Origin of the sequence: Dulcicalothrix desertica PCC 7102 (assembly GCF_003991905.1) — a bacterium.
In the GTDB taxonomy this organism is placed as follows: Bacteria; Cyanobacteriota; Cyanobacteriia; order Cyanobacteriales; family Nostocaceae; genus Dulcicalothrix; species Dulcicalothrix desertica.
Map to the genome: position 1 here is coordinate 897,395 of NZ_RSCL01000001.1, position 21,476 is coordinate 918,870.

General features: G+C 37.8%; 14 protein-coding genes and 1 pseudogene. 5 read left to right on the forward strand and 10 right to left on the reverse strand.

Features of this window, described 5'->3' with window-relative positions; translation table 11 throughout:
* The first annotated feature begins 176 nt into the window (after positions 1-176).
* The 3 genes and pseudogenes from DSM106972_RS52435 to DSM106972_RS03950 all read left to right on the forward strand — a co-directional run bounded on the left by DSM106972_RS52435 (position 177) and on the right by DSM106972_RS03950 (position 5,146).
* A pseudogene (locus DSM106972_RS52435) lies at positions 177-1,172 on the forward strand (catalase).
* 9 nt (positions 1,173-1,181) lie between these two features.
* A complete protein-coding gene (locus DSM106972_RS54745) occupies positions 1,182-1,307 on the forward strand; it encodes a hypothetical protein (protein ID WP_267901050.1) in 126 nt (41 codons plus the stop codon).
* A gap of 167 nt (positions 1,308-1,474) precedes the next feature.
* On the forward strand, positions 1,475-5,146 hold the full coding sequence (locus DSM106972_RS03950) for a response regulator (RefSeq protein WP_127078993.1): 3,672 nt from the start codon (positions 1,475-1,477) through the stop codon (positions 5,144-5,146).
* Positions 5,147-5,203: 57 nt separating this feature from the next.
* Here the strand turns inward: DSM106972_RS03950 and DSM106972_RS03955 are convergent, their stop codons facing one another.
* From DSM106972_RS03955 to DSM106972_RS03990, 8 genes are all read right to left on the reverse strand, one after another.
* Positions 5,204-6,145, reverse strand: coding sequence for an Npun_R2821/Npun_R2822 family protein (locus DSM106972_RS03955; RefSeq protein ID WP_127078995.1), 942 nt, complete (start codon positions 6,143-6,145; stop codon positions 5,204-5,206).
* Positions 6,146-6,149: 4 nt separating this feature from the next.
* Entirely contained in the window at positions 6,150-7,154 is a 1,005-nt protein-coding gene (locus DSM106972_RS03960) for an Npun_R2821/Npun_R2822 family protein (protein ID WP_127078996.1), read from the reverse strand.
* Positions 7,155-7,182: 28 nt separating this feature from the next.
* On the reverse strand, positions 7,183-8,142 hold the full coding sequence (locus DSM106972_RS03965; protein ID WP_127078997.1) for a glycosyltransferase family 10 domain-containing protein: 960 nt from the start codon (positions 8,140-8,142) through the stop codon (positions 7,183-7,185).
* Positions 8,143-8,164: 22 nt separating this feature from the next.
* Positions 8,165-9,379 (reverse strand): glycosyltransferase, encoded by a 1,215-nt coding sequence (locus DSM106972_RS03970; protein WP_127078998.1) that lies wholly within the window; start codon positions 9,377-9,379, stop codon positions 8,165-8,167.
* 7 nt (positions 9,380-9,386) lie between these two features.
* Positions 9,387-11,738, reverse strand: a complete 2,352-nt coding sequence (locus DSM106972_RS03975) for an ABC transporter ATP-binding protein (protein WP_127078999.1) — start codon at positions 11,736-11,738, stop codon at positions 9,387-9,389.
* 10 nt (positions 11,739-11,748) lie between these two features.
* Positions 11,749-12,918 (reverse strand): glycosyltransferase family 4 protein, encoded by a 1,170-nt coding sequence (locus DSM106972_RS03980; RefSeq protein ID WP_127079000.1) that lies wholly within the window; start codon positions 12,916-12,918, stop codon positions 11,749-11,751.
* Between the two features lie 15 nt (positions 12,919-12,933).
* Positions 12,934-13,968 (reverse strand): glycosyltransferase family 2 protein, encoded by a 1,035-nt coding sequence (locus DSM106972_RS03985; RefSeq protein ID WP_127079001.1) that lies wholly within the window; start codon positions 13,966-13,968, stop codon positions 12,934-12,936.
* A 279-nt stretch (positions 13,969-14,247) separates the two neighbouring features.
* Complete coding sequence (locus DSM106972_RS03990) at positions 14,248-14,475, reverse strand: hypothetical protein (RefSeq protein WP_170213545.1); 228 nt, start codon at positions 14,473-14,475, stop codon at positions 14,248-14,250.
* 395 nt (positions 14,476-14,870) lie between these two features.
* Here DSM106972_RS03990 and gloB point away from each other — a divergent pair, with 395 nt between their 5' ends.
* Positions 14,871-15,644 (forward strand): hydroxyacylglutathione hydrolase, encoded by a 774-nt coding sequence (gene gloB, locus DSM106972_RS03995; protein WP_127079003.1) that lies wholly within the window; start codon positions 14,871-14,873, stop codon positions 15,642-15,644.
* Between the two features lie 96 nt (positions 15,645-15,740).
* Here the strand turns inward: gloB and DSM106972_RS04000 are convergent, their stop codons facing one another.
* On the reverse strand, positions 15,741-16,700 hold the full coding sequence (locus tag DSM106972_RS04000) for a glycosyltransferase family 8 protein (protein ID WP_127079005.1): 960 nt from the start codon (positions 16,698-16,700) through the stop codon (positions 15,741-15,743).
* 608 nt (positions 16,701-17,308) lie between these two features.
* On the opposite strand from DSM106972_RS04000, the gene DSM106972_RS04005 reads away from it, so the two are divergent.
* Positions 17,309-18,493: a PAS domain S-box protein gene (locus DSM106972_RS04005; RefSeq protein ID WP_233787761.1), complete on the forward strand. Its 1,185-nt coding sequence runs from the start codon at positions 17,309-17,311 to the stop codon at positions 18,491-18,493.
* 23 nt (positions 18,494-18,516) lie between these two features.
* On the opposite strand, the gene pgmB is transcribed toward DSM106972_RS04005, so the two are convergent.
* The gene (gene pgmB / locus DSM106972_RS04010; protein WP_127079009.1) at positions 18,517-21,414 is read right to left on the reverse strand and encodes a beta-phosphoglucomutase; all 2,898 of its coding nucleotides are present in this window, start codon (positions 21,412-21,414) and stop codon (positions 18,517-18,519) included.
* Positions 21,415-21,476: the final 62 nt, after the last annotated feature.

The following is a 21,476-nucleotide window of genomic DNA, read 5'->3' on the forward strand; positions in this document are numbered from 1 at the left end:
CATACGTGAGTATGCTAATTGCTCGTCATAATTCTATATTAATTTTTTAATCTCAGAGTTTATCGAGCTACTTACATTCATAGTACACTTGTTTTATTCACTCCTCAAAGTAACGATTTGTTGCAATCTTTCTCAGTAGTTGCTAAACAAACTCATAACGACTATAGATAAGCGCGATGACAGACCATAACACGTTGACTACTGCTAGTGGTATTCCTGTTTCGGACAACCAAAATTCGTTGACGGCAGGTTCAAGAGGCCCTGTTGTAATACAAGATTTCCATTTATTAGAGAAGCTTGCTCACTTCAACCGCGAAAGGGTTCCAGAGCGGGTAGTTCATGCTAAAGGCGCCGCTGCGTTTGGTACTTTTACGGTAATAAATGATATTACTCAATATAGTAGAGCGAAGTTATTTTCTGAGGTTGGTAAGAAAACCGAAGTTTTGCTGCGTTTCTCAACAGTTGGTGGTGAGAGCGGTTCTGCTGATGCAGAACGTGACCCCAGAGGTTTCGCTGTGAAATTCTACACTGAGGAAGGTAACTGGGATTTGACGGGTAATAATACACCTGTTTTCTTTATTCGTGACCCGCTTAAGTTCCCTGATTTTATTCATACTCAAAAACGTAATCCGCAAACGCATACTAAAGATGCGAATGCTAAATGGGATTTTTAGTCACTTAGTCCAGAGTCTTTACACCAGGTAACAATATTGTTTTCTGACCGTGGTACTCCAAAGACCAATCGACACATGGATGGTTTTGGTAGCCATACTTTTAGCCTTATTAATGGTGAAGGTAAGCGGGTTTGGTGTAAATTCCATTTTAAAACTTTGCAAGGTATTCAAAATTTTACGGCAGAAGAAGCTACTCGAAATCCGGGTGAAGACCCTAACCATTCTACTCGTGATTTGTTTGAAGCAATTAAACGTGGTGAATATCCAAAATGGCGCCTATGCATTCAAGTAATGACCGAGGAGCAAGCGGCAAATCATCCTGATGACCCATTTGATATTACAAAGGTTTGGAAGCACAAAGATTATCCATTAATTGAAGTGGGGATTTTAGAGTTAAACCGTAACCCCGAAAATTACTTTGCCCAAGTCGAGCAAGCTCCTGATGAACAGGAACGTTTAGTTAAAAATATTGTTGATAGTCTTAGCGAAGCACGCTAAGATATTCAAATGCGGCAGTTGTGTCACTTCTTCCGCGCAGATGTTTCTTATGGTATGCGAATTGCTAAGGGGTTGGGAATAAATATTGACCCTGCAATGAAAACGGCGCCTGTTCAGCAATCAGTAGGCGTATAAAATGAAACCGGGCTTCTTACGAGAAGCCCGGTTTTTATCTATCTTGCGGTTGAATTGACATTAATCCCTTGGCTAGTAGACAAAATAATTATTCCGATGGCATGATGAAAATTAATTATATTTAATTAGCTTTATTATTTAATTGGCGAATATATTAATTTTTAACAATGTTTAGAAAAATTAAAATTGGTACAAAGATTGGCGCCGGATTCGGAGTAATATTAGCTGTTGTAAGTGGGATTGGCTTTATTACATATCAAACTACGAATAATTTAGTTTTAAATGCTGGGTGGCAAGCTCATAGCTATGAAGTGCTAGGTGAGTTGAAAAATTTAAACTTACATTTACAATCAGCAGAAGCATCGCAGCGTGCTTTTATTGTTACAGGTGAACAGCGTTTTTTACAACCTTTTGATGGTGCCATAAGTAGTTTAGAAAAAAGCTTAATCAGAATACGTAAATTAACATCCGATAATTCTGAGCAGCAAAGCCTTATTAGCAAGCTTGAAGTATTAATACCTCAAAGAGTAGATATAATTAGAAATCGAATTTCATTACGTCAAAATCAAGGATTTGAAGTTGCAAGACAGGAAGTTGCCTCAGATAAAGGTCGAGAGCTTACAAACCAAATTAGAAGTGCAATATCTGAAATTGAAAAAGATGAAAGAGCTTTGTTATATTTGCGTTCTCAAAATACTAAAAAATCTACCGAGCAAGCATTCAATGCTATTTCACTTGGTGTACCTTTTATCATTTTACTACTAATTTTAATTGTTATTTATCTAAATCGAGAAATTTCTCATCCTTTACGCGAACTTTCTAATAAAACAGTTGCACTTGCCGATGGAGATTTATCGGTAAGTATTCACGATAAAAAACGTGAAGATGAAGTAGGTATGCTGGTAAAAGCATTCAACCGCATGGTTGCTAATTTACGCGATAAATCAGAATATAGTCAACAACAAACTTGGTTAAAATCTAATTTAGCTAAGTTTTCTCAAATGCTGCAAGGACAGCGTAATTTACCCATTGTTGCCAAAATTATCCTCAGCGAACTGGCGCCGCTTGTAAATGCCCAGCAAGGTGTATTATATCTTAAAGATGCTGATAGTGAACCACCTGTACTAATTTTACTTGGTAGCTATGCATACCAACAACGCAAAAATCTGTCGAATAGGTATCAGTTAGGGGAAGGGTTAGTAGGACAATGTGCTTTAGAAAAGCAAAAAATAGTACTAACAAATGTTCCTGATGATTATATTCAAATTAGTTCAGGGTTAGGTGAAGCAAAACCAAAAAATATTATAGTATTGCCAATATTATTTGAGTCAGAAATTACGGCAGTAATTGAATTAGCATCGTTTCAGGAATTTGAAACACTACACATAACACTATTAGATGAATTGTGCGAGACTTTAGGTGCAGTGCTAAATGCTATAGCATCAGATATTCGTACAGTCGAGTTGCTCAAACAGTCGCAAGCATTAGCAGAATTACTGCAAAACCAACAAGAAGAACTTCAAGAAAGTAATGAAAGATTAGCAGAACAAGCAGAAACACTACAAGCATCTGAAGAACTTTTACAACAACAACAGCAAGAATTACAGCAGTCAAATGAAGAATTACAAGAGCTTAATAAAGAGCTAGAGAAAAAAGCCGAATTGCTAGAATTGCAAAAACAAGAAGTTGAAACAAAAAATAACCAACTTGAAGAAGCACGGCAATCATTAGAAACACAAGCTAGTGAGTTAGAGCTTTCTTCAAAATATAAATCTCAATTTCTTGCTAACATGTCACATGAATTGCGAACCCCTCTTAATAGCTTACTAATTCTAGCTAAACTTTTATCTGAAAATAGCGAAGGTAATCTCACATCGAGACAAATAGAGTATAGTAGTACTATTTACGGTGCTGGAAACGATTTGCTAGGGTTAATCAATGATATATTAGACTTAGCAAAAATCGAATCTGGCACAATGTCATTCGATTATTACCCGTTACCATTGGTCGAACTCAAGCATTACTTAGAACGTACCTTTAAACAGCTTGCCCACAGTAAAGGTTTAAACTTTATACTTGATTTTGCGGCAAATCTCCCATCAAGTATTGATACCGACGCAAAGCGTTTACAACAAGTTCTCAAAAACTTACTAGCAAATGCCTTTAAATTCACAGAACAAGGAGAAGTACGACTCACGGTAAACTTTGCTTCACATGGTTGGAGTCCTAACAATCAAACCTTAAATCAATCTAGTTCAGTTATCGCTTTCAGCGTCAGTGATACAGGTATCGGGATAGCACCCGAAAAGCAAAAGATAATTTTTGAAGCATTTCAACAAGCTGATGGTAGCACTAATCGTAAACACGGAGGTACAGGTTTAGGTTTATCAATCAGTCGCGAAATTGCGCGCTTATTTGGTGGTGAAATTACTTTATCCAGCCATCCCGGTGAAGGAAGCACATTTACACTATATCTTCCAATTAATAGTGCTGAGTCTAAGAATAGTGCTGAGTTGAAAGTGCTGAGTGCTGAGTTACATAAAAGTGCCAAATCAAACTCAGCACTCACTACTCAGCAATCAGCACTCAATACTTCTTACTCAGCACTCAGCACTCAGCACTCTTCACTATTTGATGACCGAAAAAATATTCAACCTGGCGAACATGTATTATTAATAATTGAAGATGATATAACTTTTGCGCGTATTTTATACGACATGGCGCAACAGCAAGGTTTTAAATGTGTTATTGCTCAAAATGGTAATAGCGGAATATTACAAGCACGTCAAATTAAACCTTCAGCAATTTTATTAGATATTGATTTACCAGGAATCGATGGTTGGATGGTGTTGGATAGATTGAAGCACGATGTAAACACACGTCATATTCCTGTACATGTAATGACGGTAGAAGACGGGAAACAGCGGAGTTTACAGCAAGGTGCAATGGCATATTTACAAAAACCTGTTACCAGAGAAGAAATTAGCGATGCTTTAAATAGAATAAAAGTATTTATAGAGCGACCACTGAAATATTTACTTGTTGCCGAAGACGACGAAATACAGCGTCAAAGTATTATCGAACTTATTGGTGGTGATGATGGTGATGTTAATATTACTGGTGTAGGGACAGCCGAACAAGCTTTATTCTCAATTCGTTCGCGACGCTTTGATTGTATGGTTCTCGATTTGGGACTGCCAGATATGGATGGCTTTGAGCTAATTGAACTAATTAAGAAGGAAAAAAATGGTGAATCCTTACCTGTTATTATTTATACAGGTAAGGAAATTACCAAAGCACAAGAATTTGAATTACGGCGAATCGCAGAAACAATCATTATTAAAGACGTAAACTCTCCGGAACGACTGCTCGCCGAAACGTCATTATTCTTGCATAGAGTTCAAGCCGAACTACCTGCTACTCAGCAAAAAATACTTGAAAAATTACAATCAAGCGACAGTATTCTTACAAATAAAAAAGTTTTAATTGTAGATGACGATGTTCGTAATATTTTTGCCCTAACTGGTTTACTCGAAAAATACAGTATGCAAGTAATATACGCTGAAAATGGTAAAGAAGGTATCGAAGTTTTACAACAAAATCCCGATACCAATGTCATACTTATGGATATAATGATGCCTGAAATGGATGGTTACGAAACTACCCGTCAAATTCGTCAAAATCATCAATTTAAATCTTTACCCATTATTGCCCTTACTGCTAAAGCCATGCAAGGCGACCGTGAAAAATGCATCGAAGCAGGCGCCTCAGATTACATTACTAAACCCGTTGACACTGAACAGCTACTTTCGCTTTTAAGAGTATGGTTGTACGATTAACTGTTCTCAATATAATCAGAGGCGGGCAAGGATGCCCGCTCCACAAGATAGATGAAGTTACAGTTTTGCTTTGATTTGCCGAAGTTGGTTTTTGAGATTATCTACTGTTTTTTGCCACTGACTTTTTTGGATAGGCGCCGGGAAGTAAGCAGGTGGTAATTCTGGGTTAAGATGACGGTAGTATTCCCAAGTTTCCCAGTAAGGACAACCGGGTTGAATACGAATACCTGCCCAGTGTAAATATTGGAGTGGTTGATTTACAGTTGGGTCGATTAGTACACTAGCTTGCTCCTGTTTTGATTGAAAGTGCGGTGTACCTGCCCAGTTACCAGGCGCCTGACCTTCACGACGTACAATGTTAAAGCGGTTTTTGATACGCTTCAATAACATATAGTTAATTATTGGTTGGTCGGAAGTTTTTTCACTAAAATCAAAGTATTCGGGATGTTGTGTACACTCGGTAAATACTTCGTACAAATCTTGTTCGGAGACGAGATTTTTCTTGGAACCCCAAAATCCACCGTTGAATATATCTTTGACTTCTTCTTGTGTAAATACTCCGTCGTCAAAAACTTTGGCAGAAAATACGTTTTTTATACCACCTAAATGTTGGTAATCACAGTTAATAAAATCTGTGTTTGCTAGGTAATTAAGGTTATCGGCAATTTTTTCAAAGACAACTATATCTGTGTCAATGTATAAAAACTCATCAAAGGGGCCAAACCAACAAGCTTGTTTACGAAACTGGTTTGGACGTGCAAAAAACTTACCACCAAATGTTTCGTGTAATTTCTTTGATAAACGGTCGATAAATTCTAAATCTTCATAAACCTTTACACCATAATAGCGATTGAGTGTATCGGCTATATTGTGATAATTATCATCATATGGAATCATCACAATAGGTGTTTCTTTATCATACAATCTAATGCTGTTGAGCAAAGCTATTGCATGGTCTGTAACTTTATCGTTAGCTATAATATATATTCCGCGCGTCATTGTATTAAACCTCCATTGGAATTCCTAATTTTCGTAAAACTCTTGTTGCAAAACTCGGTGGTTCATTGTAAGCTTTAGGCTTAGTCTTAAACTGCGGGCGCCGTGTTGGTTCATTTAAATAACGGTAGTGTAAAAAAATATCCCTGTAAGGAAACCCAACATTTTCACCCGCACATACACGGGCAAATAGTTTTGATGATAAACCAATATAATGCAGGTAGGTAAGACGACTTTGTTTGTCGTAAAGAAGATTATCTTTTTCCTGAAAGTGTGGAGAAGTCACACAACAACCAGTTACTTTATCCTCACTTAGGTAATGGGCAAAGTTGCACATCGAAACACCCGCACGCATCACCATATAATTAAGAATAGTTTGGTCGGGTGCATTCATATACAGCACTTCACCATCACAGGAGCGTAGTTGTGATAATAGGTAATCTCTTTTTTCTTGATTAAATAAACCTTTTTTGGTTGCGTACATACCCGAACAAAAGATTTCGCTATCAATACGTGCTTGTGAAAATATATTTAATAGCTGTTTGGACTTGATGTCATAAACGTGCGTCGGGTCTTTGTGCTGAAAGTCATAAACCACAAAATCATTATGATCTAACTGCTGGAAAATGTAATCGAGCGAGTTTAGTACTAAAGTATCAGCATCAAGATAAATAAACCTATCAAACCGACCATCAAAAGCGCAAAACCTTCGATGTGTACCCATGCGGTATATACCTGATATACCTCGTTCTGACCATGTTTTGAATGCGTTTGGGTGTGTCTGCCATACATCGTAAACAAAATTATCCCAAAGTTCGATAATTGATTTATCGTCAAATATTTCTAAATTACTGCGTTTGGCAGCTTCTTCTTTGACTCGTTCTAATTTATCGTCGTATGGCAAAATGCAAATTGGGTAATTTTTACCAGCATGAACTTCAATACTGTTTAACAGCGCTATCAACTGGTCATAAACTACATCATTTGCAAGAATATAAATACCATCAGTCATATATAACCCCTACCAAATTTAAATTTGATTAAAAATTCTTTGTGTAATTACTCGTCCATTCTAGTAAGTTAAGTTTGTGTAATATAATTTGTCTTGCTTCTGCGATTGCTTCAGAGGCTTCGTACCAAGCATCGGGTGTTGCTGTTACTTCTTGGATGTACTTTAAACCTTTTTCGTCTAAGCTTGGTAAACGTAAAAAGCTACCTGGTGGTAATAGCTTATCTGCGGCGCCTCCTCCGTAATATATTGGTAAGCACCATGCTAACAGTGAATCCCACATTTTTTCGCTGACGTATAAATCATTGCTAGCATAGTTTTCAATTGCTAAATTGTATCGGTAAGGCGCCATTGCGTGCCATTTGTTGGCAAGTTCTCCCCCAGATGCTACCCAAGTTGGTAAATTACGTCCGTAAAAATCACAATCAATTTGATGATTCTGTAATAACCGTAAAAATTCTAATCGCTGACGATGGTTTGCTGTGCGGCTTATTCCTGATGTTATCCAACTGCATGTGCGAGTTTTTTCTGGTACTGGCATTTCGTTGAGTTCGCGGAACGAGTTACTGTGATACCAAATTGCAGGCATGTATTCGGGTGTTGGCGCCGCGTTATCAGATGCGGATACATAACCGCAGTATTTAGTTGCCCATTCGTAACATGCTAAATTTGTTTCGTTAACTTCTTCAAGGGGTGGTTCGCGCCAAAGAAAGATAATTCGTTCTTTAGGGACTCCACGCAATAAAGGTTGCATTTCTTCTTCGCTAAACGAGGCGTAATGAAGTTCGGGTCTGAAGAATAAATATTTGTTTTTAAATACTGGGCGAATGCCTGCAAAATTGTACAGAAGTAAGAAGTCGGGTTTTTCAGCTTTGGCAAGCATTTGAATATTGCCCCACACACCAAATTGGTAGGGGGTTTGTTGCCATAACCAATCGCTTTGATTAACTCCTGGATACTCAGTTAGCATTCCAACGATTTTTTTACTCATAGTTTTTAGTTCTCCCCTATATTTAATTAATTACCTGCGGACGCATTGATTCTTCAACATAATTTAAAATATTGAGAATTCTGCTTTCCCATGAAAATTGCTGCGCGTAGTTAATACTGTCTATATATCCTTCTGTTTGACGTGGGTATTTATCTAGCGCGTATTTTATTGCGTCAGCAAATTTGTGCGGGTTATCTGGTTCACACCAACATGCTATTAAGGGGGAATCTTTGAATGGCATTAAGGGTAATATTTCTGTGGTTACTATAGGAGTTCCAGATGCCATGTATTGGAAAAATTTTACTGGGTTGGTATAGTCGGCTTCTTTTCCTGATAGGTGAGGATGTAATAGTAAGTCGGCGCCTTGAAATAAGCTAACTAACCGTTCGCGTGGCATTACCCAACCTAAGAAACTGATGTTTGAGATATTTTTCTCTTTGGCTATTTGTCTATATGTTTCGACTTGGGCATCTTTTCCTCCGGTAACGACAAATTGGATATGAGGCATTTGTTCTGCTACTTCGATAAGTAGGTCGATACCTTTAAATTTATATAAAGCACCTGAGTAAACAACTAATATTTGTCTGCCATCTTGAAGTAGTTCTTGGCGCCAGTTTTGTGCAAGTTCTGGTTGACGTTCTAAAAACGATTGCTCAAAACCGTTATATACCCATGCTACTTTTTCTGGTGGCATTCCTTGCTCAATTAAGCTTTGACGTACTGGTTCAGATTGAGTGATGGCAATTTGAAAGTAGCGACTATTTATAATTTCGGGTTCAAATGGTATTGTTTGAAAGTGATGTTTTTCAAATATCACGGGAATTTGGTTTTTTACTGATGCTTTGACAAAATTCCAATCGCGTGTGTGTACTAACTTGGTGTGGCGCCGTAAATGAAATGGAAAGTAGTATTTTGTGGCAATGGTGCTAGAGTTTGTGAGTTTGCCTGGTACTCTGTCTATAGGATATGGCATTGGTAACGGCGCCACTTTTAGATGTTCTTGGGTATTATAAAAAGCTACAAATTTAGCGTCTGGTTTTTGTAGTTTAAAAGGATTAAATAACCAAGATAGATTTAATGGGTTAGCCTTTTTATTGTGGTAAGCTAACACAGAAGAGTAACCCAAGTTTGCAGCAGCATTCGCACAAAGTACATCGTGTATTTCATGTGCTGTATCAGGTTTGAGCGAAAGTTCTCCTGTATAAAACAGGTATTTGTTTTGATTTTTAGAAGACATGTTGCTATTACAATCCTATTTTTATTTTAGAATTTCCGTTTTGTTGATATTCAAGTCCATTACTGGAACTAGTAGAATTTAAAGATTTAGATTTTAAAAAATCTTCTAATTCTTGAATCGTATCCAGTAAATGAATTGCCGCATAATAAATATTTTTAATAATTTCCTTTTGCTCAGATGTTTGAACCTGATCATCTACAATTAGCGGCAACGAATGTAACATAAAATTTAAATGAGTACGTAACTTCTTAACAAGACGGTCAAGGTCATCTCGATATACTTTATACGTATCATTTACTGATGTAATAAAGGTGGTTTGCAGTTTGACAATATCCTCAAATACTTCAATAATATTCTCGACGCGCGCTGTAGATTTACGTATTTCTTCAATAAGTTCTTCCCTCTCCTGCGAGTTTTCTGCTTCGTCGAGTAATAATTGCAAAAACCCAATCGTTGGATTTAGTCGTGTCCGTAATTCGTGGGGTATGCGAACTAAATTCTGATTGTGAGTTAGTACTTCTGTATTTTGTCCATTCGTTAATTTAACTTCTGCAAATTGCTTTTCAGAATCTTCGGCGCCAAATTGCATCGTGTAAAGTCGTGTATAATAGCCACCTTTCTGTAAAAGTGAGTTGTGAGTTCCGACTTCTACAACTTTTCCTTGGTCTAAAACCGCTATTTGGTCAGCAGCTTGAACTGTAGATAAACGGTGGGCAATAACTAAAGTTGTTCTGTCTTTACTCAAGTCATCGATAGCTGCTTGCACAACTCGTTCAGATACAGTATCAAGCGCACTAGTTGCTTCATCGAGAATTAAAATCTCTGGGTTTTGTAATAATGCACGTGCTATAGCTAATCTTTGTCGTTGTCCCCCCGATAGCATTACACCTCTATCACCTATTAGCGTATCAAAACCTTGTGATAGCTTTGTGACAAACTCATAAGCATTCGCGCGTTGGGTAGCAGCTATTATTTCTTCTTCGGTTGCGTCGGGTTTTCCGTATGCAATGTTATATCGTACTGTGTCGTTAAACAAAAATGTATCTTGACTAACAATACCCATTGCACGACGTAATGACTGAATATCAAATTCTTTCAAATCTACGCCATCTAATAAAATACTACCAGAAATTACATCATAAAAGCGCGGTAACAAGTCCGCCATTGTTGATTTTCCGGCGCCTGAACTACCAACTAAAGCTAAAGTAGTACCCTTCGGCAAAAACAAATCGACTTCTTTTAATACTAATTTGTCGCTACCTGGGTAAGCAAAAGAAATCTTATTAAAATGAATTCCTTTTTCAAGCGCTTTGTAAATCTTTGCTCCCCGACTCATAAACGGCTTATTGTCACGTCTCAGAAAATCGTTAGCAATAGATACACTTGTTGAAGCGTTCGCAAAGCTACTACGAATTGCATTTAGCTGAGATATAAAAGGCAGTAAACGCAGAAGTACTAATAAATATGTAAAGATTACAGTCGAAAGTGAGGAAATTTGAGATGCGAATAAATACTTACTAAGCAGTATAATCATTACCAATGCTGTAATTCCCATTACCTCACTAACGGGTGTGATTGCCTCAGAATTTGCTTGCGATTTAAAATCAGCTTGTTCGCGGTTGCGAATTAATTTGACAATTTTTGTATATTCGCGGTCTTCATTAGCTGTTGCGCGTACTAAACGCATTCCGTTCATTACTTCCAAAACGGTTATCGAATATGCTCTTGACATATCCGAAAGCAATTTACCATAATCTTTCGACCGAGAAATTGCATATTGGTTGACTAATGTTACAAGTGATAGTAAAAATGTTGCTGCTATCGTTAACTGCCACGAAATAGAGAGCAATACACCAATAAATACGAAAATTGTAATAACTAAAATTGAGACCCGAATGACAGTATTAACAGAACTCGCTGCTTTTCCTAACTCTGCACTCAAGCTATTAATCGCATCACCAACTTTGGTTTTGACGAAGTAATCTAAATCGACTTCTAACAAGTTTTTTAAACCTGCTTCCCGCATGTCAGTAGTCAATGTGCGTGCAAGTGAACTTGATGTTAAAGTGCTTGCATAGCTGGCAAGATTTTTTAATATAATAGTTAATATAATTGCTATTGCCATGACCAAAGTACGATAATCTTCTGGTACTCGGTCGAAAGGTCGCATTACAATTTTTAATATATCTGGTGCGTTATTTAGTTCAATATCTAGCCCAATAATTTTTAAAACAACTGGTACAATTAGCGTAGTACCAACTCCATTAAATAAGGCGCCAGAAAATCCTAGTAGGAATGTCAGAAGCATCCAACCAGGATAAGGTTTAGCAAATCTAATTAAAAGTTTAAAAGTGGACATTGGTAATATATTATTTATATAACTTATTGATAACACTTGCGAGCGTTGTAGCCATAGTGGAAGTACTATATTTTTCAATACAGCGGGTTCTGGCTTTACGTCCTTTAACGGTTGCGGTATCAAAATCATTGAATATGACTTCGATTTGTGCAGCTATTTGTTCGGGTGCTGATGGTTCAACTAAATAACCTGTATCAGCTAATATCTCAGGTATATCACCTACACAGGTAGAAATCACAGGTTTACCCATTGCCATTCCGTCTGTTAACTTTAGAGGAAACTGTGCGCGTGCGACTACGGTATCGCGCTGTGGTACAACAACAACATGCGCTGCTGCCACAATTTCTGGCATCGCTTCTACTGGCTTTTTTGGTAATTTAATAATCCAACGTCCCCATTTACTAATTAATTGCTCATCGTAATTATCATATGGACTGCCACCGACAATTACTAACCGCAAATCATCACGATTAAGTTTATCGAGTGCTATCAATACGTCTTCAACACCTTTATGTGGACGCGGGGCGCCGGGAAACATCAAAATGCGATAATTTGAAAGTCCATACTTAGAGCGACTTGCTTCAGGGTCGTATTTATCTGGGTTAAACATTTCGGTATCTTTACCATTTGGTACATAAACACCCCCAAATCTATCCTGAAGAAATTCTGTATCAATAGTTATGCCATCTGCCCACTTAACCAAACTTTCCATCCAATTAATATAAACTGGATGGTCAGGAAATCTAAGGGCGCCGTTCGATTTGAGAATATCACGGGCAAATTGTTTAATTCCTGGTTGGTACTTCCAATCAAAACCACCATGCCAACTTAGTTCCCAGTCATCCATATCAACCAAAACCGGACGATGACGACTTAATTTATCAAGCAATGCCACACCAAAGCTAGTTGGTTTTGGCTTAACTGCGTAAATTACATCACCCGATAGCTTTTGCCGTAATTGTCGCGCTGACCCAAAAAACTGAGGATAATTGCTACCAGCTATAGAAATAACTGGAATTCCATCAGGGGGTATGGCATATAAATCTTTGCCGAAATTAAAACCGACAACTTCGACGTCATAATTAAGTTGCTTGAGGACTTGAGCTAGTAAATAAGCTCTAACCGTCCCTCCTCCAGAGAGGTCGCTAACAACTAATGAAAACTTTAATTGATTTGCCATTACTCCCAACGTGCCTTACTGCGATTTATCTGGACTAAGTTTACCAAGGCGCAAAATTTTAGTAGAAATAAAGTTAATTATTTTTTGGCTTCGTGACCCACGTAAGTTTTCATATAATAAAGACTGCGGTAAAACCATTCGTAGTAAGTAAGCTATAAACAAACTAAACCTACTATTTACTTTAAACTTTCCATTAAACAGTTGAACCGGATAATTTACAATTTTTCCTAATTTAAAAAAGTTATTTGTATCTTTTTCAATTAAAGTTTGTTCTAAAAAATACTTTATTCCTGGCTGAGAATAATGTCTTAACTCATCACTTTTACCGGCTTCAATTTCGTATAGTAAAACATAGTAGTTTTTCATATACTCCCAATTGTTGGTTCTATTGGTTTCGTGTTTGGTGTAAAAAGTACCAACAATCGGTGTATATATATAATCTATGCCTAATGCTAATAAACTGAGTGCAAAATCTCTATCTTGTAAAGCCTTAAGACGGCTATCAAAAGATGCAGCTTGCAAAACTTCTTTTTTAATCAACATGCACTGCTGCAACACTGGGAACGGTGATTTAGCAAGAAAATCAGGTAAAAGTAAACGCTGTTTTAACTCTTCACGATTTAACGAACCGATAATATTTTGCTCACGACTGATAATATTTTGGTTACTGTCAAGGAATACGCGCTCATAGTCACAGTAAAGTACAACGTTTTGGTTTTCTAACTTTTCTAAACAACTCAACTGAAACCGCGTTTTATCTTCGTGAATCCAATCATCTGGGTCTAAACACTGAATCCATTCACCCAAAGCTTTTTCAATACCCAAATTACGCGCAGTAGATACACCACCATTTTCTTTATAAAAATATTGTACTCGCTCGTCAGTAGCCATTAACCGTTCTGCTACTTCGCGAGTATTATCTGTTGACCCATCATCAACTAAAATACATTCTATATTAGTGTAAGTTTGTGCTAAAACGCTTTTAACACATTTTTCTAGATAGCTAGCTCGGTTGTAGCATGGTAAAATAATTGAGACTAAAGGAGTCATGGCTAAACCAATCCTAAATCATTAATATTACAGTGGGACTCAGAATTAAATTCATACAAATACATAAAAAATGTAACCTATTTTACCCTGAACCCCTACCGAGAATGTACCGATAAATTCATCAATATCAGTACTACTAGCTCCTGTAACAAGTAATATCACAGATTGTAACCAGTATATTTGATTTATTTTTTGCTATCTAGTGGTTTACCGTTCAGTTATTCCCTGCCGCGTATACGACAGGGCGCCGAACCGTCACGCACTGGCTTATAATTGTGATTACCAGCCAATAAGTCTTAATTGACCTGTTTGAATATAGTCAAATATACGATAGATTTGGCGACGTTCTCCGTCACTAACATCGCTATGATTTAAAATAATTTCTGTGAGTAAGCTGTGGTCATTACGGCTATATACTCTAGAAAAAATAATTTTATCTACAATTTTTTTTACAGCTACTTCTGATTGATAATCATTTGATTTCATCATTGAAAGTTTGTGTAGCATAGCTCTCCTGATTATTAATTATTAAAAAAATAGCAAAATTTGCCCCGCTTATAGTTAAACAGCGTGCGTATAAAAATTTATTAAATTTAAGTTAAGGCGGTAAACAAATTTTATCGTTTATAAAGTTTATGCTTTGGAATGCCTTTGTGGTATCTTTACAACATAAACTAATAAATCAATCTTGCTTTATATTTACATGATCACCCAGAGAATTTTTACTGATATCTAGATTTAAAGAACAAACCGTATAGTCAAAAATACGTGTAAATACTATTGCTTTTACCAAAAGGTTGTAAATTATAGGTGTTTCCGGTGAAGTCAATATAGATTTTTAGGAAAATCTTACAATTAATAAGCACTCACGGGCATATTCATAACAAACAAGAGTAAACAAGATGCAGATAATTCGTATACCAGTACTTTCTGACAATTACATTTTCTTGCTTTGGGATAGTGTGCGTAAAATAGCCGCAGTAGTTGACCCTGCCGTAGCAAAACCAGTTTTAACAAAACTTCATGAACTCAACGCTGAATTGGTAGCTATTTTCAACACACACCACCATAGCGACCATGTAGGAGGAAACCGTGAATTAATGACCCATTATCCCAACGTAACAGTCTACGGTGGAGAGTCAGACTCTGGACGTATTCCGGGGCAAAAAGTCTTTCTTCGTGAAGGGGACTCTGTAGAATTTGGCGACCGAACTGGCGCCGTGTTCTTTGTTCCTGGACACACACGCGCTCACATCGCTTATTATTTCCCACCTGTCACCCCAGAAGAAACAGGCGAACTATTCTGTGGTGACACACTATTTGCAGGTGGATGCGGGCGCCTATTTGAGGGAACACCAGCGCAAATGGTAGATTCTCTCAGCAAAATACGGACACTACCCGATAATACTCGTGTGTGGTGTGCCCATGAGTACACTCTCAAAAATCTTCAGTTTGCCCTTAGTGTCGATGGTAACAACCAAGATTTACAACAAAGGTATACAAAAGTACAAGCTTCCCGCAATCAAGGAGAAGCCACAGTACCTTCACTATTAGGAATAGAAAAACTTACTAATCCATTTTTAAGATGGGATATACCCGCATTACAAACAGCCGTAAAAACTAGCGAGCCAGTACAAGCATTCGCACGCCTACGCGGAATGAAAGACACATGGTAGTAATAAGCACTTTAGTGCTTTCTTAGTGCTTTCTTAGTGCTTTCTTAGTGCTTTCTTAGTGCTTTCTTAGTGCTTGTCAAGAAAGCACGAAAGTGCTTAATACGACGAAACCTTAATCAAAGACTTAAATTGCTTCTTAAACGACCCATACATATTTTGAAATACACCTATTTGTTTCTGCCGGCGCCTTTTAGCAGCTTGTTCTACAGACCAGTTCGACCATATCGAGTTATCGAGATATTCGTAAAATAATTCCTTCTGCGGGTGGTTACAATTATCGTTCCAAGGTTTTTCGCGCGTTGAGTAATGGATAATATATGGATGGTTGAGCAGGTTATTATATTCTTCTTCACTGAATGGACTTTCTTGCCATGAACCAAACCGGAATAAATAAGGCATTTGATTCCAACGCGCGTCAAGTTCTCCCCATTTTCCTGCCAAAACTGCGTTTAACCCGTCTTGGTCGTGCCAACGCACCTGTTGTTTATAATCGTTGAGATATTTAATTACTTCCGAACTTGTGTTATTTTGGCGCCATTTTTTTAAATTAAATACTAGTACACCAGAATTGAAATATTTATAATCAGCAGGGATACTGAGTTCTTGATAGTTTATTAAACCGCGCGGAGAAGAAACTAGCGGGGCGCCCATATCTTGCACTGCCAATAAATAATTGTCGCCCACATCTTGCTTCCAGAGCGACTCAATGTCACTACGAACTATTACATCGCTATCTATATATATTGCTTTTTCGGTTTCGCTAGGTAAAAACTCTGGAATTAAAAGTCGATAATAAGCAGCAATTGTTATTGTTGATGAAATTTGCATGTTCTTGAACTGCGATATGGGCGCTTTTATCCAAGTAACTTTGACTTGCTCTGATTTCAGATTTTCAGTTATCCGCTTTTTGTTGGCGCCCAAGACACCACCATCAATTATATACAAAGACAAATTCTGCGGATTTTGCATACTCGCAACAACCGAACGAGTGGTTGCTGCCAAAGGCATAGAGTAGTTATCATCTGTAGCACATACTAAAACTATAGAGTTATCCATAGATGCTTATTTTTTAAATTTCAACTGATTTAATTCATGTACTGACAAAATAAACGTAAAAATTACATGGCTATACTTAATTTGTTTAAAAATGTGATACTAAGTTAAATATTAACAGTTTATACACCTGCGAAAAAGTTTTGAAGTTTTTGTATCTACCTTTACACTATCTGTTAACATATAGTTGCTTCCCAGGTAAGAGGAAAACCTACAATTACCAAGGTAAGTTACTAATGAATGAGTTGATTAGTAGCTGCACCAAAAACTACGGTAGATAGAGGTGTATATGATATCATAGTACTTGTACAAACGATTCAGACGCTAACTTGACTTATTTTTTGGTGCTTTCTCAACATTCTTGGATACCAATTATACTTGCCTTGGAGCGGTACGGCGTTACTTTTATACTCAAGCTTATTTTTAATTTTTGAATCGCGCATTGCATTAATAGGGGTAAATCATGAAATGGATTTTGTCAAAGACATAAAAAAATAATTCTTCAGGTTTAAAAAGTTTTAATTAAACCGAAGTGCCAAAATTAACCTAAACAATTAATAATAAGACAAAGATAATAAACGTTAGTAACAAAAATTCAAATGGAAAATAAAATGGACATTAATCAAGTAGATATTGAAAAATTTGTTTATCGTACAGAGAGAATGTACCAACGCTGGTCAGACTTGCTGCATGGAAGCGTTAGTCTGTCACCAAGCAAAGCAGAAGTTTTACCCCAAGCTTTAATGGAACTTGGTTCTGCGTCACAAACATTACAAGTAGCTACTGAGGAATTACGTCAGCAGAATGAAGAACTGACAGAAACACGCAATTTACTTGAGATAGAACGTCAACGCTACAAAGACCTTTTTGATTTTGCACCCGATGGTTACTTAGTAACTGACTTAAATGGCAAAATTCAAGAAGCTAATCGTGCTTGTTCTCAACTTTTTGATATTCCACAGCAAAATTTAACAGGTAAACTAATTATTAACTTTGTTACGTTAGATGACCGTCATAAACTACGGTGTCAAATTGCAAAATTATCCAAAATGCAAAAAGTCGGCGAAATTATTATATGTTGCCAGAAAAAAGACGGTGGATTTTTTCATGCAGCTTTAACTGCTACCAGTGTTTGTAACCATCAAGGTAAAGTAACAGGGTTACGCTGGCTAATACGTGATATCACAGAACAGCAAAGAGTAAAATCAACACAACAGAGTTGCGATTTAGATTTGTCAAAAAATCGTCCTTTACATAAGTACTGTAGACGCGAAGCAGTACCTCTTGGAAATGATATAATTTGGTATGTTAATAGCGGTTTAGTCAAACTAAGTTCACTGTGTGAAGCTGGAACAGAAATATTACTAGGGTTAATAGGTGAAGGAATGGTTTTTGGTGCCAGTCTGACATCTCAACAAATTTATCAAGTGACAGCGATTTCGGATGTTGAACTAGTGCCAGTTATGCAAACAGAAATAGCCGCTTCTCCAGGTTTGAGTCATGTGATTTTACCCAAAATTAAACAGCGACTACAACAAACTGAATACTTTTTAGCAATTGCAGGTAGACTTAAAGTAGAAGACCGATTGTGGAATTTATTAGAATATTTGAAGCAAGATTTTGGACAATATACTCCAATGGGAACTCGAATTAATATTCGTTTTACCCATGAGGAACTTGCTAGTGCCTGCTGTACTACTCGCGTTACAATTACAAGGCTAGTTCAATGTTTCCAACAAAAAGGATTAATTAGCTTTGATAACAGGCGCCATATAATAATACACGATGCAGTGTAAGGTGGGCTTCAGCCCACCAAAATTTACGAAGGTTGTAAAATTAAATCGGTTAACTTAGCTTGCAAGTCTTGCCAGTGAACATTTTCAAGACTGGGTAAAACAATATCAGCTTCTCCTACCCTTTCAGAAGGACCCAAACCAACAGCTATAATTTTCCCTGCTTTTGCTGCTTCAATACCTGCTGCTGCATCTTCAACTACAATACATTCATTTGGCGCCAACCCAAGTTCTTTTGCGGCAAACAAAAATAAATCAGGTGCCGGTTTTGGTTGTTGAACACTGTAACCATCAGCTATTACATCTATATGTTTGGCTATTCCCAATTTTTCAACTACCGGACGCGCGTTTTTACTGGCAGAACCAAGGGCTATTTTAATACCCGCAGCGCGCAATTCTTCGAGCAAATCTAGCGCTCCTGGTAATAAATCTTTGGGTGAAATATTTTCGATAGATTCTACGTAGTAACGGTTCTTACGCTCCATCATTTCTAGAATTTGCTCTTCAGAATAATGCTTGTCACCAATAATTTTAAGCAATGATTCACGGCGAGATACTCCCCGCAGTTCTTCGTTGGCTTCGCGGTTAAATGGTAATCCTTCTTCGTCAGCGAGTCTTTGCCAACCTAAATAATGGTATTCAGCAGTATCTGTTAATACACCATCCAAGTCAAAAATCACGCCTTTAATATTCGAGTTGGAATTATGTAGTGTTTCCATATTTGTTCCTTCTGCTTTTAAGTCAAATTCGTGCCAGTCACCGCGCCAATTAATTTTGAACTGTAAGCGTTTCCAACCTTGAGGTAAATGTGCTGTTGCAACGGGGCCGTTTTCGGTGAGTTTAATACCACCAAAACCAAAGACTACAGCTTGCCATATTCCACCCGCACTGGCGCCATGTATACCTTCATGCGCGTTACCACGTACATCTTCGATATCAACCATTGCCGCTTGCATGAAGTTATGATACGCTTCATCAGTTTTTCCTAAGTCGGATGCTAATATCGCGTGAATTGCTGGGCCAAGTGAGGAACCGTAGGTAATATCGGTACGAGGTGCGTAGTAGTCCCAGTTTTTCTCTAATATTTCTAACGTGTAAGGAAACTCTTGTGATTCGCGCATTAAGTAAAGTAGCATCAAGACATCGGGTTGTTTTAATACCTGACGTTTATTGGCGCCTTCGATAGTCAAAATCGTTTGCATCGACTTAGTACGCGGTTCGTAATCAGCCAGATTGATATCTTCGAGTTTAAAAAATCCATCTTGCTGTTCGATGAGTTTCGTATTGGGGTCGTAAGGAATTGCTAAATTCGCGATAATATCTTGCCAACGTAGGCGCCGACTTAGTGTAAGCTGTAGTCTCGTTTCGAGTTCTTTAGCTTTTTCAGGATATTTTTCGCGTAACCAGTCTTGAGTCGCGATAGCTTTTTCTAAATGCCACTGCACCATCCGGTTAGTAAAGGCATTATTATTTGCTAACTCGTGATACTCATCGGCGCCTATTACACCGCGAATTTCGTATTGTTCGTACTTAGTGCTATACTCAACGCGACTTCCCCAAAATACTGCTGTGTCCAGAATAATTTCCGCGCCGTAATCACGCATCCAATCATCATCACCCGAAACCAACCAATAAGACCATACAGCGTAAACTACATCAGCGCTAATATGTATCTCACGGTCACGGCACCATATACGAATATCTTCTCCATATGGGTCATTCGGTGGCAACCAACGCGGTGTCACCTCATCCCCTGTATCCGCACTTTCCCACGAATACATTGCTCCTTTATATCCATAGTGAACTGCTTTTCGTCGGGCGCCACCAATGGTGTGATAACGATATGTAAGCAAGTTACGTGCTAATTCTGGTTGTGTGTAGATAAAGAACGGCAGAATAAATATTTCTGTATCCCAGAACACATGTCCGCGATATCCAAACCCTGATAGAGTTTTAGCAGCAATACTTACACGGTCATCGTTTGTAGGCGCCGCAATTAATAATTGAAACAAATTGTAGCGAACTGCGAGCGCTGCGCGAACATCTCCTTCAATCGCAATATCGCTTTTATCCCATGCTTGCTCCCATGCCAAAGAATGTTCCTTTAACAAGGTAGAGTATTGAGGTAAATCAGCTAACTCCTGCTGTGCCGCTTGAACCGGGTTTTCTACATCCCTAGACGTAAAAAATGTTACTAATTTATCAACAGTAACAGCTTGCCCAGAAGTCGCTTGAAACGAAGTTATGACAGTGGGGTATCCGGGTGGATTTGTCACAATAACCGATGCTTCGGCGCCTGAGACATTCATTCCCAGACCCATACCCAGAGTAATACGCGAGTTACGAGTTCTAAGATTCAACCAGGCAGCTTTAGAAATACTCCCCTGGTCGATTAATTCCCAATGGTTAAACCCTTGGTTTTCTGGGTATCCGCTGATACTCGCTTGTACTTCAACTAACCCATCAAAATCAACAGGTTTTATTTGACAGCGCAACGCGGTTACATGCTCAGAAGCTAAACTAGCAAACCGTTCAAATTGTAAATCTACAGTTTTTCCACCAGTAGAACGCCATCGTATAAACCGACTTAAAATACCGCGTCGCAAATCAAGCTTTCGTTCATAGCTAATTATCTCACCCCTATCCATCCGAAACCGTTCTCCATCAATTGTGATAGATAGCGGCAACCAGTCAGGACAATTAGCAAGTTCAGTGTAAACAATTGGTACATCATCAAACACACCGTGAAGTAAAGTTGCAGGTGTCGCGCGTGAATAACCTTCTTCAAATGTGCCGCGCGTACCTAAATAACCATTACCAATTGTAAATACAGTTTCACGGTGGTGAATTTTATCTGGGTCAAATCGAGTTTCGATTAATGACCAGTCAGTATAAATAAAATCAACATTATTATTTAAATCCATCGGCAGTGCTTTCCTTATATATAGGGGGAATGTGGGGTGCGGGTTGAAAATTCCCCACACCC